The organism is Konateibacter massiliensis (assembly GCF_900184995.1).
Classification (GTDB): Bacteria; Bacillota; Clostridia; order Lachnospirales; family Lachnospiraceae; genus Lachnotalea; species Lachnotalea massiliensis.
Map to the genome: position 1 here is coordinate 1,326,437 of NZ_LT860099.1, position 14,285 is coordinate 1,340,721.

15 protein-coding genes are annotated in these 14,285 nt (G+C 38.6%); 1 reads left to right on the forward strand and 14 read right to left on the reverse strand.

Annotated elements, in window-relative coordinates; genetic code table 11:
* Window positions 1–11: 11 nt before the first annotated feature.
* The 9 genes from CTY48_RS11935 to CTY48_RS11975 form a co-directional block, all read right to left on the reverse strand.
* Window positions 12–686, reverse strand: a complete 675-nt coding sequence (locus CTY48_RS11935; protein ID WP_099468709.1) for a response regulator transcription factor — start codon at window positions 684–686, stop codon at window positions 12–14.
* Between the two features lie 159 nt (window positions 687–845).
* Window positions 846–1,457: a hypothetical protein gene (locus tag CTY48_RS11940; RefSeq protein WP_099468710.1), complete on the reverse strand. Its 612-nt coding sequence runs from the start codon at window positions 1,455–1,457 to the stop codon at window positions 846–848.
* An 8-nt stretch (window positions 1,458–1,465) separates the two neighbouring features.
* Complete coding sequence (locus tag CTY48_RS11945; RefSeq protein ID WP_180272718.1) at window positions 1,466–2,311, reverse strand: metal ABC transporter permease; 846 nt, start codon at window positions 2,309–2,311, stop codon at window positions 1,466–1,468.
* Window positions 2,308–3,021: a metal ABC transporter ATP-binding protein gene (locus CTY48_RS11950; protein WP_099468711.1), complete on the reverse strand. Its 714-nt coding sequence runs from the start codon at window positions 3,019–3,021 to the stop codon at window positions 2,308–2,310. The genes CTY48_RS11945 and CTY48_RS11950 overlap by 4 nt, the downstream gene beginning before the upstream one ends.
* An 11-nt stretch (window positions 3,022–3,032) precedes the next feature.
* On the reverse strand, window positions 3,033–4,055 hold the full coding sequence (locus tag CTY48_RS11955; RefSeq protein ID WP_099468712.1) for a metal ABC transporter substrate-binding protein: 1,023 nt from the start codon (window positions 4,053–4,055) through the stop codon (window positions 3,033–3,035).
* Window positions 4,056–4,174: 119 nt separating this feature from the next.
* The gene (locus CTY48_RS11960) at window positions 4,175–4,474 is read right to left on the reverse strand and encodes a hypothetical protein (RefSeq protein WP_099468713.1); all 300 of its coding nucleotides are present in this window, start codon (window positions 4,472–4,474) and stop codon (window positions 4,175–4,177) included.
* Between the two features lie 35 nt (window positions 4,475–4,509).
* The gene (locus CTY48_RS11965) at window positions 4,510–4,935 is read right to left on the reverse strand and encodes a Fur family transcriptional regulator (protein ID WP_236354908.1); all 426 of its coding nucleotides are present in this window, start codon (window positions 4,933–4,935) and stop codon (window positions 4,510–4,512) included.
* A 143-nt stretch (window positions 4,936–5,078) separates the two neighbouring features.
* On the reverse strand, window positions 5,079–5,621 hold the full coding sequence (locus CTY48_RS11970; protein WP_099468714.1) for a CDP-alcohol phosphatidyltransferase family protein: 543 nt from the start codon (window positions 5,619–5,621) through the stop codon (window positions 5,079–5,081).
* Between the two features lie 78 nt (window positions 5,622–5,699).
* Window positions 5,700–6,587: a LysR family transcriptional regulator gene (locus tag CTY48_RS11975; RefSeq protein WP_099468715.1), complete on the reverse strand. Its 888-nt coding sequence runs from the start codon at window positions 6,585–6,587 to the stop codon at window positions 5,700–5,702.
* Between the two features lie 200 nt (window positions 6,588–6,787).
* Between CTY48_RS11975 and CTY48_RS11980 the strand changes: the two genes are divergently transcribed.
* Entirely contained in the window at window positions 6,788–7,819 is a 1,032-nt protein-coding gene (locus CTY48_RS11980) for a YeiH family protein (RefSeq protein ID WP_099468716.1), read from the forward strand.
* 129 nt (window positions 7,820–7,948) lie between these two features.
* Here the strand turns inward: CTY48_RS11980 and CTY48_RS11985 are convergent, their stop codons facing one another.
* From CTY48_RS11985 to CTY48_RS12005, 5 genes are all read right to left on the reverse strand, one after another.
* Window positions 7,949–9,160, reverse strand: coding sequence for an MFS transporter (locus tag CTY48_RS11985; RefSeq protein ID WP_099468717.1), 1,212 nt, complete (start codon window positions 9,158–9,160; stop codon window positions 7,949–7,951).
* A 334-nt stretch (window positions 9,161–9,494) separates the two neighbouring features.
* Complete coding sequence (locus CTY48_RS11990; RefSeq protein ID WP_180272719.1) at window positions 9,495–10,802, reverse strand: methyl-accepting chemotaxis protein; 1,308 nt, start codon at window positions 10,800–10,802, stop codon at window positions 9,495–9,497.
* A 119-nt stretch (window positions 10,803–10,921) separates the two neighbouring features.
* On the reverse strand, window positions 10,922–11,449 hold the full coding sequence (locus tag CTY48_RS11995; RefSeq protein WP_099468719.1) for a hypothetical protein: 528 nt from the start codon (window positions 11,447–11,449) through the stop codon (window positions 10,922–10,924).
* A 286-nt stretch (window positions 11,450–11,735) separates the two neighbouring features.
* A complete protein-coding gene (gene feoB / locus CTY48_RS12000) occupies window positions 11,736–13,886 on the reverse strand; it encodes a ferrous iron transport protein B (protein WP_099468720.1) in 2,151 nt (716 codons plus the stop codon).
* A gap of 40 nt (window positions 13,887–13,926) precedes the next feature.
* Window positions 13,927–14,166, reverse strand: a complete 240-nt coding sequence (locus tag CTY48_RS12005; protein WP_099468721.1) for a FeoA family protein — start codon at window positions 14,164–14,166, stop codon at window positions 13,927–13,929.
* Window positions 14,167–14,285 lie beyond the last annotated feature (119 nt).

Below are 14,285 nucleotides of genomic sequence, written 5' to 3' on the forward strand. Positions count from 1 at the left end.
CCACACCTCCATCATTTCTTTAATACTGCTTTATATCCCAATCCCCTGATTGTCTTAATCTCAAAATCACTGCAATCAGAAAATTTGTCCCGCAGCTTCGTTATATATACATCGACTGCCCGCAGGCTGGTTTCACTGTCTATTCCCCAGAATTCGTCCATAAGCTGTGCTCTGGAGAATGTTTTATTTGGATAGGAAAGCAGTTTATAGATAATATTAAATTCCCTTGTAGTGGTAGGAAGCTCCTCTCCTTCCACTGTCGCTGACATGGCATCTGCATCCAGTATCAGACTGCCAATCTCAATTTTGCGTTCCATTTCGATATTAGCCCGTCGAAGCAACGCCCTGACACGAAGCAAAAGCTCGTCCAGTTCAATCGGCTTTACCATGTAATCATCAATACCAAGCTTAAATCCCCTCTGTTTTGATGACAAATCATCCTTTGCTGACATAAATAAAATAGGGATTGACCGGTTTACACGTCGTACCATCTCAGCGAATTCAAATCCATCTGCTCCCGGCATCATAATATCAGAAATAATCATCTCATATATATTCTGATACAGTTCATCATAAGCGTCCTCTACATTCAAACAGCCTTTTGCCACAAACCCGCTGTTATTCAAGTAGGAACAAACGATTTTATTTAAGTTTGCGTCGTCCTCAACCACCAAAATGTGAATCATATTCTATCTCCCTTTTTATTTTATTTTTTGAATTGTACCATAAATACTAAGCTCGTGAAATACCTCGCCAAGCGCGATTATTATACCATAGAATTGTTTGAGAATTGTTAAAATATAAAATCCCTTGCAACTTTTTTGCAAAGGATTTTACACCACCTATTATTCATTTACCACTTCCATCGTTGCATCTTTTAGCTGACAGTATAAAATACTGTCCCCGTCTTCTCTATAAGTTTCAAAGGTTCCTTGTATCACAATCGGCGTATTTTCTTCCGGATACTCATCTGGGTAAACATGACTGCCATCATCCCACACAAATTCGATTCCTTGCGCACAACAAGCTGCCGCATCCGCTATCATGCAGTAATGATAATATTTTTCCATTTTCTCATAATAAGATGAGGAATAAGTACCGTCCATGCGAAAGGTCTTCCCAACATAAACATCCGGTTCTACCATCATCTGATATATCGTGGCATACACCATATCGCTTCCCATAACCGTAAGGTCATAGTCAACACCATCACTGTTTTCTGTATTCGTTTCCTGAGGTAGTTCCGTGAATGCATCTGTCACGACATCTGTTTTTGTATCTGCATTTTCAGGCTCCGCATTATTGTTTTTTGTTTCGGCATTATCTATCTGCTCATTGATTACCGCGTCTACCGCATTGCCGCTATTGACACGGTTGTAGCTGCTTTCATTCTTACTACAGCCACTCACGAATAAAACCACTAAAAATAGGATTATTATTTTTTCCATATATTTCATATATAATATCACCTCCCGGATATTTTTCCAATTGTGTATGCTATAAAAAAAGCTACTATATCAACCGCTACAATCGTAGAACCTACCGGTGTTCCGGCAAGAATGGATATGATAATTCCCACAAAAGCACAGAACACAGACAGCACCGCCGAACAAATGGTGACAGAAAAAAAACTCTTAAATATTCTCATGGCTGACAGTGCCGGAAAAATCACCAGGGCAGAAATCAGCAGAGAGCCTACCAAGTTCATAGCCAGCACGATGATTACAGCGATGATAACGGCAATCAGCAGATTATACCTTTCCGCTTTCGTTCCCGTCGCCTTTGCAAAATTCTCATCAAAGGTAACTGCGAAAATCTTGTTGTAGAACAAGATAAAAATGATTACTACAAGCACGGATAAAACCGCGCATATCCATACCTCACCTTTTGTCAATGTCAGAATGGAGGTCGAGCCAAACAAAGTACTGCATACATCCCCTGACAGATTGGGACCGGTAGAAAAAATATTCATAAGTAAGTAGCCGATTGCCAAGGCACCGACAGAAATCATGGCAATTGCGGCATCCCCTTTTATTTTGGTATTTTGCCCCGTGCGAAGCAATAGAATTGCGCAAATAATGGTAGCCGGCAAAACAAACAGCATATCATTACTAAAGTTCATGATTGCCGCTATCGCCATCGCACCGAAAGCTACATGGGAAAGCCCATCTCCAATAAAGGAAAACCGTTTTAGTACCAGTGTAACGCCAAGCAGGGAGGAACACAGCGCAATTAAAACGCCGACAATCAATGCATACCGCACAAATGGGTATTGAAAATATAGTTCTAGTTTTTCAAAAATTCCGTTCATTTTGTATCACCTCCTGACAGCGCTCCAAAGCCTTTCCCAATCTCACTTTGCAGATATTCCTGTTTTGTTCCGCAGAAAATATTTTGTCCGATGTGCAGGATATGGCTGGCATAATGAACAGCCGCCGCAATGTCATGAGAAATCATAATAATGGTGATACCGTCTTTTTTATTTAACTCTTCTATCAAATGGTACATTTCCGCTGTTACTTTTGGATCAAGACCGGACACCGGCTCATCCAGAAGAAGCACCTTACGGGTAGCGCAAAGTGCGCGAGCCAAAAGAACACGTTGCTGCTGTCCGCCGGATAACTCCCTATAGCAACGATCTGCCAATTGCTCAATCATCATTTTCTGCATCGCTTCCTCTGCGAGAACCTTTTCCTCTCTCTTGTAAAAGGGGCGAAAGCCGCAGCGACTCTGACATCCGGAGAGAACAATCTCTCTCACGGATGCCGGGAAATCCCGCTGAACAAGCGTCTGTTGCGGAAGATAACCAATCTCGTTAGGTTTTAGACCGTCTCCCATCGAAATACTGCCGCTGATTGGTGGCTGCAAGTGGAGCAGGGTTTTCATTAAAGTAGACTTGCCGGAGCCATTTTCACCCACAATACAGAAATAATCCCCTGCATGTATGGAAAAATTCAGATTGTGCAGAACAGCTCTGCCATCATATCCCAGCGTCAGATTTTGACAGGTGATTTGAGTCATAATATCCCTCCTCACCTTAATACTTCTTTCAGAACACCGAGATTGCTTTCCATAACAGAAAGATAGGTTGCTCCGCCAGAAACATCTTCAGAAGTCGTGGATTGCATCGAATCCAATGTCAAAATCTGCTGGTTCTTGTTTTGTGTATTCTCGGTGATGGTCTTTGCAATTTTCTGATCCGATTTTTCAATTGTCAGAACGCTATTTAACCCAAGTTCATCCACCTTACCTGCAAGAAATGTAATCGTTTCAAAGCTCGCCTCTGTTTCCGCAGAGCAGCCAACAAAAGCGGCATAGTAGGAAAGATCATAATCATCTGCAAGATAGCGGAATGGAAAACGATCACCAAAGAGCAGCGTTTTTTGTGCTGTCGCATTTATGGCAGACTGATACTCCGTATCGAGAGCAGACAGCTTTTCGTTATACGCCGCAACATTTGCCTGATAGCGTTCTGCATTGTCCGGGTCAATTTCTGCCAAAGTATCCGCAATCACACTGCAAAGAACTTTTGCATTTCTCAGAGAAAGCCAAACATGCTCATCATACTCCGGTCCTTCTTCCTCACCGCTTTCTTCCTCTTCTTCTGCTTCCATGCCTTCAATCACTTCTTCTTCCTTGACGGTATCGCCCAATACTTCCAGTAGATTGATGACCTTCATGTCTTTGTTGGTTGCTTCTTTCAGGGCATCTTCTACCCATTCATCCGATTCACCACCGACATAGATAAACAGATCACAGGTAGAAATCTTCAAAATATCCTCAGCCGTAGGTTGGTAGCTATGCAAATCAACACCATTGTCAAGAAGCATGGTAATTTCCGCCTGGTCGGCATTATCACCCAGAATTTCTTTCACCCAGTCATACTCCGGGAAAATTGTGGTTACGATTTGAAGCTGTTTCACCTGCGCAGTATCGGTATCCGTTTGCGTATCTGAAGAAGATTCTAAAGAATTGTTAGTGGCTTTGCTGCCGCAAGCAGACAGGCTAAAAATAGCAATGACTGCAATTAAAATAATAGAAATATATTTTTTCATAGAATAAAAACCTCCATAATTTGCTTGTTTTTCTAAAAATGGGTGCAAAAATACAAGGATGTGGCGAAACCCATTCTTTAAAAATGGGTATCACACGCCCTTGCTATAAGAGTTTTTATTCAATCGTCCAATCTTACTTTTTGACTTACAAGAGATGTGCAAGGTATAAACAGGAACATGCAAAAAAGAACCGGTATAAAAGATAGGATACCGGGAATTAAGGCTGCCGTTTCAATCGTGCCGGTGCCAAGCTGCTTTAGTGTTTGCTCCGTTTGGTGGACACAAGCACAAATCGGACAGTCTTCGCCCGAACAATTATGGTTTGCCTCTTTGACAATAAAGAAGGTAGAAAAAAGGGTAACGATAATAAACGCTGCACATATTAAAAATGCAAGTGAACTTTGTTTCTTCGTATGCACACCTTTTCCCCCTTTCTCAATCTTCTTTCAATCTGTTAATCGTTACTTTTCCTGCATTCATCGCAAATCCCATAAAATACCGTCCGCAGAGAATCCATCTCAAAGCCATGATGCTCTAACATATGCTGTCCGAGGTTCATCACCTCGTCACACTGCAAATGAATCAGCTTGCCGCATTTTTCGCATTTACAATGGAAGCAGGCAGGTTTATGACAATGTTCCTGCCCGTCGATATACTCAAAGCAAGCGCTGCTTGTTCCCTCAACAATATATTTTGCAACCATGCCCTGTGCAACCATGCGTTCCAAATGACGGTATATGGTTGTTGTGCCAACGGTTATCCCCTTACTTTTGAAATAACCGCAAATATCATTCACGGTAACATGACTGCCTTGAACGGATTTTAGATAGGAAAGTAACTCTGCCATTTGTTTTGTCTTATATTGTGCTTTTTGAGTCAACTCAATCTCCCCCTGCCCAATTTGAAAATCATTTTCATTTTACTTCTCTGCTTGGTCCTTGTCAAGGGAAACTGCATTAAGAATCTAATTTCCTAATCTCGTTCACCATAGGGCAAGTGACTGCAAGCTGAGTTATATGTACTTTACTTGGTGGAATCATATTGAAATATGCCCTTAATATTTCTCTCGAGGCTTTTTGATTTTATTACGATTAATAATTCTTCTAAAGCAGCCAATGTTGCAGCCACAAGTAAAAATACCATTATCATACCGCTATTCGTTATGGTGTAAATCGGTAATATAATAAATAACAATAAACCAACCGCTTTATTCGCATAAGTATGCAATGCGGTAAATGCTTGAAATTTAAGGTAACCAATCAAAATCGAAAGTAGTTTTATCACAACAATTGCCCCAACCCATATAAAGCCCCATGCAGGAACCGGAATATGCCATAACACAAGAATTGTTATAATAACAGCAAAGACCAAATCTCCCAAACTGTCTAAGATTGCCCCTATTTTGCTGACCGCTTTCAGCTTTCTTGCCAAATAGCCATCTGCCATATCACTTAACCCACAGATTATATAGATGCACCAAAACTGAGTTTTAAAGGGTTCTGATAGTAGCAGACAGATTGACAGTATGATTCGAATGACTGATATTACATTAGGAAGATTATTCATTTTCTATACACTCCTTGTTTTAAACCAACTAGTCCATTATTTATAATTTTAACTACAGGGATTGTTATCGGGGACGTATTATAATGATTCACCCTTTAATAAATTACATATTTCACGATAATTATCGGAGAAAACACTGCCTTTATTCCAGATAAATTTAAAATCGTGTATCATATGAAAATCCTTCAATTTTATCTCTTTAATTATTCCGTTTTCTAATTCTTTTCTAACTGCTGCTTCATATAAGAAAGTAATTCCGCATCCGGATTCTACTAATAATTTTATAGCATTCATACCACCAATTTCAACTACATGTCTAAAATCTTCAACACACAGATTTCTCGCTTGAAGATTTTTTTCAAGTATTTCTCTGGTCCCGGACCCTTTTTCTCGAATCATAATCCGTTCTGACAGCAAATCCATTAATTGCTCCGGTTCTCTCTTAAAAAAATAATCTTTACCGCACACCGGGATATAACGTTCCTGCGAATACACCATACAATCATACTCTTTATTTGTAAAATTTCCTTCCACTAATGCAAAATCAATTTCACCTAAGCAGAGTTTATCTAACAGCTCACTTGTATTACCTACCGTCATTTTTATCTCCATATCCGGATACACATCTAAATATGTTTTTAAATGCTCTGCTATAACAAATTCACCTATTGTTAAGGTTGCACCAAAGAGCAGTCTTTTTTCCCTTTTATTTAAATCTCGAATGCTCTCTTTTAAATAGATTTCATCATGTTTCATCGTAACCGTTGCTTGATATAAAACATCTCCGGCTTTTGTTAAATACATCCGCTTCCCCTCATAGGCAAATAGCTTTGCACCATAGAACGCCTCCAGATAATGTATGTGCTGCGTTACCGCAGGCTGTGTGATATTCAACTGTTCTGCAGCTTTCGTAAAATTCATGCATCTGCAAACCGTTATAAAAGTATTCATTCTAAAATCCATCATAGATAACATTAATCCCCTTTACAGAAAAATATTCCATTTATTTCATAGTCATACACCAACTATAACATAATTTTATCATTTGATAAATATTCATAATTTTATTTTATGATTATTTCATGATATTCTTATCCCATCAAGAAATGCTTTGTATTAAATTCTACTATATCAAAGTCATGATACAAAAGCAAAAGGAGAAGAACATGAATACTATTAAAAAGAATGGACCGGGTTTTGCACTATGTACCATCCTTGCTATTCCATCCTGGCTACTCGGAAAAGCTTATCCAATCATCGGAGGACCAATTATAGCAATATTAATCGGAATGATAATTACGTTATTGATTAAAGATAAAAGCAGATATGAAGCCGGTATCAAATTTATTTCTAAAACACTTCTAGAATGTGCCGTAATCTTATTAGGTTTTGGTTTAAATCTTTCTGTGATACTTGAGACCGGCAAGCAATCCTTGCCAATTATTATAAGCACGATTACAACTTCCCTTGTGATTGCATATGTACTTCATAGAACAATGAATATTCCGGCAAATATCTCCACCTTAATAGGCGTAGGCTCTTCTATCTGCGGCGGCTCTGCAATCGCTGCCACTGCCCCGGTTATCCATGCAGATGAGGAAGAGATTGCCCAGGCTATCTCTGTTATTTTCTTTTTTAATCTCATTGCTGCTATTTTATTTCCGGCCTTAGGGACCTGGTTAGGGTTTTCCCATACTTCGGGTGATACCTTTGGCATTTTTTCCGGAACTGCTATAAATGATACTTCCTCAGTGACTGCTGCTTCTTCCACCTGGGACAGCATGTACCAGTTAGGCTCAGCTACACTTGATAAGGCTGTTACGGTTAAACTAACAAGAACTTTAGCCATCATTCCTATTACCGTAGCTCTTGCATTGATTCGTTCTAAGAAAGAAAAAAATACTGACGGGAAAAAAATAAATTTCAGCAAAATTTTTCCTATCTTTATCATATATTTTATATTGGCATCTGTAATTACCACCATAGCTACAAATGCGGGTGTACCCTCTTTTGCCTTTACTCCTTTTAAAGAATTGAGCAAATTTTTTATTATTCTGGCAATGGCGGCAATCGGTCTAAATACAGATATTATCAAATTAATAAGAAACGGTGGAAAACCGATTGTTATGGGATTTTGCTGCTGGATAGGAATTACACTGGTCAGCCTTTTTCTGCAGCGGCTTCTTGGTATTTGGTGATACTCCTTCATTTTTGCCCCCATATCCAGAAGCACATCCTTTCTCAAAATTGCTCTGTAAAACTAAAAAGAGACCGCTCATTCTCAATTAGCTTGAAAATGAACGGTCTCACAATTTGAAATATTTATACTACGATTCACCTATCTCAATCAGCGAACGCGACCGGAGAAGCACAAGACCGCTGACAAATATCGCTATGCCGGATGCAATCAACAGCCACTCAATTCGAATTATATCGCCCAATGGTCCGAACACTGCCATTCCAAGCGGCATTGCCAATCCACCGAACATCATCATCACACTGAATACGCGCCCCATTTTGTCCGGCTCAATTTTGCTCTGGAGCAGCGTCATACTCGGCGTGTTGAACAACGGCATTGTGACGCCGCAGAGAAGCATTACACCTAAATATATCCAAAAATCCGGCACTACACCGAGCAGAAAACCTGTCACCCCGAATAGAGTACAAGCCATAACAATCGTGTGCGCCTTATTTTTGAAACCTCCCCATACTGAAATCAATATGCCGCCCAGAACAGCACCGATTGAAAATACAATTTCAATCGCAGTCAGACGCCAAACATCATCGCCGAATGTGCGGGCTGTCTGAAGTGGAGTAAGCAAAGCCGCAGGAGATGCGAAAAAGCTGAAGAATGCGCTGTAAATAATAATAAGTTTCAGCCATACCTTGGAGTTGATATACCGCAGCCCCTCGCGCAGTTCGTGAAAGTATGCCTTTACACCAGGCTTTACTTCCTCTGCGTGCGAAATGCCGGACACCTTGACAAATATCAATACTATGCCAATGCCTATCACTGCGGTCACCACATCAATGAAAAAAATGCGCTCAATCGGCAGGAAGGACAGTAATGCACCCGCCGCCATCGGTGCGACAAACATATTCAGTGACTGGATTGAGCTTTGTATGCCGTTGAATCGCTGCAAACTCTCTATCGGCACGATTTGCGGTATCATTGCAGATACTGCGGGCTGCTGTACCCCTTGTCCAAACGATCGAGCAACTACAACTATGAACATAAACCAGATATTTTTATAGCCGCAAATATACGCGATTGCCAAGCCGAGCGTTATCAGCGCGATACACGCATCGGATATTATAATAAGGTATTTGCGATTGTACCTATCTGCCCATACGCCTGCAAACGGCGAAATCAGCGTCATCGGCAAAAGTGCAGCGCAGGTGAACAGTGTCATAATAACACCCGATTTGGTTTCGAGTGTGATTTGCCATGTTATGGCATGTTGTACAAGCATCGAGCCAAACATTGACACAAACTGCCCAATGATATATAACGTTGCATTGCGTTTCCAATTAGTCATTTCAGTACCTCTCGCTAAATAATCATTATTTTCCCCATATCATCATTGATTTGATGCGTTTGACACCCTAATCTTAAATGTAATAAACAGCATTTCCAATCTACGGGAATGCTGTTAAAGCAAGATATATTATAACAAATAATAGGTTGGGAAACAAGATTTTTTGCTTATTAGCACATGGAAGCTTTCGAGTCATACCATAACGCGGATTAATTCGAACCGCTCCAATACGAAAACCGTGAATCAAATTAAGATAACCTATTTTTAGGGTGTATTGTTTTAAATAAGCACCACACTAAAAAAATCCACAGATTAACTGTGGATTCTATTTAAACTAGCACACTTCCTCTTTTATTGAAAAATACCGCACATGATTATCGAGCAGTTTTGCAAAATCTTTTAACTCTATACTCATTGTTTCTATTTCATTAATACTTTGATTCAATTCGTTTACTGACTTTTGTGTGCTTTTTGTTGAGTAAACGCTTTCTTCCGAGATATATCTCAATGCTTCTATGTGTGTTGTTATCTCAACTTTTTCATCATTGCAAATTTGAGCCAGTTTACCCACTTCTAATATTTCATGTAATGAATCATCAATACCAGTATTAACTTTCTCAAAATGATTTTGTGTTTCAATTAGTTTTTCTTTCTGCGTTTCGACATCTGCAAGAACTTCATTCATAATTTCCAACATCTTTCCTGACTCAGCAGATAAATTTCCAATAATCTCATCAATTTCTTTTGCTGATTCACTCGACTGGTTTGCAAGCTTACTGATTTCTTCAGCAACAACTGAAAATCCCTTGCCATGTTCACCGGCTCTTGCTGCTTCTATACTAGCATTTAAAGCAAGTAAAACTGTCTGTTTTGCTATAGATGTAATCATTTGAATTACAGTATTAATTTGTAGCGATGCATCATATGTAAGATGCACTTGCTTATTTATACGTTCAATAGCAAGATTCGTATGAACATTAGTCTCATCAAGATTACTCATTATTTCCAGTGAACGTTTACTATCTTCCCTCATTTTACCTGATGTTTCTTCTAAATGCTGTACACTGCCTGCAATGTTACTAATCAAGCTGCTTATTTCATTAATATGTATGGATGCTTCATTCATATCCTCATTTTGTTTTTTTGCATCATCTGAAATTTTTCGTATTTCTGTGTTTATTTGTTCCGTAACAAGATTTGCCTCCTCTACAGTCTTATTTAGTATTTCTTCAGAATTAATGAGTTTTTGTGAAACACTTTGTATATCAGATATAGAATACTTTAATTTATCCCTTAAAATAATTAATGCCTCAGACATAGAACCGATTTCATCATCCCTCTTTCTTAACTTTTCATCAATCGTAATATCTAGCATTCCCTCTGAAAGTTGTATCAAATATGTTTCAGCTTTTCGAATAGGTTTAACTATACTATGTGCAACATATAGTAACTGAGCTGTTCCAAGAAGTAAAATTACGGTTATTATATTGGCTATCAAAATAGAACTGTAACCTCCTAAAGATAATATAGATATTGCAGTAGACATAATGATAAGGGGGCATAAGCCAGTTGCAATAATCTTATTTCTAATACTTTGCTTTATTTTTTTAAGTTTTCTACTGCTAAAATTTTGTTTTTTCATTAGATTAATTCCTTTCATTAGTGAGATTTATTCTATCTTGCCCTTTCTAATAAAGTTTAATTGCTTGTATTAATTCAAATTTAATTTCTGCTTTTAAATAACTCTATGCTAATTCCCTCCTAATCCAATAACGGACTCGCTTTTTCACAAACTGCATAAAGCTCGTCATATTTCTGGTCAATCAATGGATTTATTACTTCCGTCTTCTTATTGTTAATGGTCCTAAATATTGGATAGGATACGATCCACCCAATAAAACCGGGTATTGCAAGTATCACACATAATGGTATATTTCCACCTGTTACAGCAAATACTGATCCTGCCACAAATACCGTTCCAATTACACCTACCACATATGCAACTGTTGCTGCCTTTATTATCTTTGCCTTTTCCAGTGAAACAATTTCTGAAACACAGGCTTCAAACTGCTTTTGCAATCTTGTAAGCTCCGCCTTATTTCTGATTTTTCTGTCACGTTTGAACTTCATAATGACAGAATCTACTTTTCCTATTGCATCATCGACCCCTTCTGCACTCCAACCAAAACTCGAAAAACTATCCTCGTAAACGGACTGCATCGTTTTTTTGACCAGAATATCCTTATACTCAAATCCTACAAAATCATTTTTCTTTATTTCTTCATTCATAATAAATACTCCTTTTTTATTGGTGTTTTGTCTTCATATATGCATTATATAGCGCATTTACTGCCATGATACTCTCTGGCTTAAATGCATTTCATTCTGAAAACAAACCGCTGCACATACCCAATGCAATTTTGTTGTTTTCGATAAAGATAGATTAACGTCTTTTTATTGATGTAATATTTAACTTTTGTTTGGGAATTGTTAATTCCATTAAAAATGCTATCCAGCCTTGTCTGTGGATAGCATTTTGAGTTTTTTCTAACACTCTTAATTCTGGTTCTTTAGCTTAAATCAAACTAATCAGTCTAACTGTATTTGCAAAAATAAAACATATAGTCATACCGGTTATTGTCGGAACAAGAAATGAAACTACAGTCCATTTCCAGCTTCCCGCTTCCTTTTTGATTGTCAGGCATGTGGTTCCGCATGGCCAATGCATCAAGGAAAAAAGCATTGTACAAACAGCGGTAACCCAAGTCCAGCCATGTGATACAAGTAATTCTCTCAGCTGATCCAGACTATCCATCTCCAATAAGTTACCGGTTGCCATATAACTCATAATTATAATAGGTACAACGATTTCATTCGCCGGAAACCCTAATATAAATGCCATTAAAATATAGCCGTCTAAACCCAGCAATTTTGCAAAAGGATCTAAAAATCCTGCACAATGTGATAGGACACTTAAATCACCAACATAAATATTAGCTAAAAGCCATATGATTAATCCGGCAGGAACGGCTACCACTATGGCGCGGCCAAGAACAAATAATGTTCTGTCAAAAATTGACCTTACAATTACCCTTCCTATCTGCGGTTTTCGATATGGCGGAAGCTCCAATGTAAACGAGGATGGCAGACCTTTTAAAATTGTTTTGGATAATATTTTTGAAATGAACAATGTCATACATACACCCAAAACTATCACTCCGGTTAGCAACAATGTGGATATAATCGATTGAAAAGGACCTGCCACCGCTCCCGCAAAAAACATCGTGATAATTGCAATCAGAGTGGGAAATCGACCATTACAGGGAACAAAATTATTCGTGATAATTGCGATAAGTCTTTCCCTTGGTGAATCAATAATTCTACAGCCTATGACGCCTGCCGCATTGCAGCCAAATCCCATACACATGGTCAACGCCTGTTTTCCGCTTGCACATGCTTTTTTAAAGAAATTGTCGAGATTGAATGCAACCCTTGGTAAATATCCCAAATCCTCCAAGAGTGTAAACAGCGGAAAGAAAATAGCCATAGGAGGCAGCATAACCGAAATAACCCAAGCCAAAGTACGATAAATTCCCAAGACCAAAACACCATGCACCCAGGAGGGCGTTCCAGCCCAAGTAAAAAACTCAGTTAGACCATCTTGCACTCTAAACAAAAAGTCAGCCAACATCTTAGACGGAACATTCGCTCCACTCATAGTAATCCAGAATATTACGCCCAAAAGTCCAATCATAATCGGAATACCAAAAACTCTAGAAGTCAGGATACGGTCAATTTTACGGTCAGTATGATTATACTTTTCATTCTCATAAGAGATTACCTTATTACCTATCTCTTCTGCTACTCCGACAATATGGGATACGGTTCTGTCTCTTAGCATATTATGATCAATACCATCCATCCCCAGTTTCTCACGTGCTTCGTTTATCTTCTGTTGAATCTTATTATCTAAGATGATATTATAATCCAGATGCTTTTGAAGAGATTTTATGAATGCTTCATCTCCTTCAATCAGCTTAAGTGCAACCCATCGACTGTTTAATTTATTTTTTACCAGTTCCTTTATGTCAGGTTCCAGTACATCAACCGCTTCTTCCATGATATCATCATATGTAATCTGCAGCGGTGTATGGACCCCTTTCTTATTTGTATTCTCATAAACGGCATCCATCAAAGCCTTTAGACCTTTGCCGCTTCTTGCGCTGGTGCCGATAGCCGGAACACCTAACTGCTCGGAAAGTTCTTTCAGATCAATATTTATTTTTTTCCGTTTAGCCTCATCCATAAGATTCACGCAAACTACAACATCGGATGTTATCTCCAGTGTTTGAAGGACAAGATTTAAATTTCTTTCCAGACAGGTTGCATCCGTAACAATAATCGTTGCATCTGCATTTCCAAAGCAAATGTAATCGCGGGCAATTTCTTCTTCAACGGAATTCGACATAAGTGAATAGGTACCCGGTAAATCTACTAAAATAAAATTTTTATCCTTATGCTTATATTTACCTTGCGCATTTGTAACTGTTTTACCGGGCCAGTTACCTGTATGTTGATTTAAACCTGTCAGTCCATTGAATACCGTACTTTTTCCGACATTCGGATTTCCGGCTAATGCAATCACTATATCATTTTCGCTCAAGCATTCCATCTTAAGTTCACCATTCAGCACTCCTGCTCCTGTTGACCGGCTTGTTAAGCCCATATTTTACCTTCTCCTTTTTTCTTTGTATTAGGCTTCATGTTTATATTACTTCAACCAAGATTTTTGAAGTTTCTTCGGAACGTAATGCAATGACTGCCCCTCTAATATCGTAAGCGACAGGATCTCCCGAAGGGCTTCGCTGTAATGCTTCAATTACAGTATCTGTAATCAAGCCTAAGTCCAACATCCTTCTACGAATGGTCCCCTCTGAAATAAGTTCCTTGACGATTGCCTTTTCTCCAAGCGGCAGGTTATTAAGTGATATCCTTTTTTCCTTCATTGATTTGCCTCCATCATTTCTATCCATTACTGTTTCTAATTTAGCGGTGAGTAACTTTTTTATACTCCTCTAACATATGTAATATAAATTCATATGTTACTGCATATAGTAAAAATAAG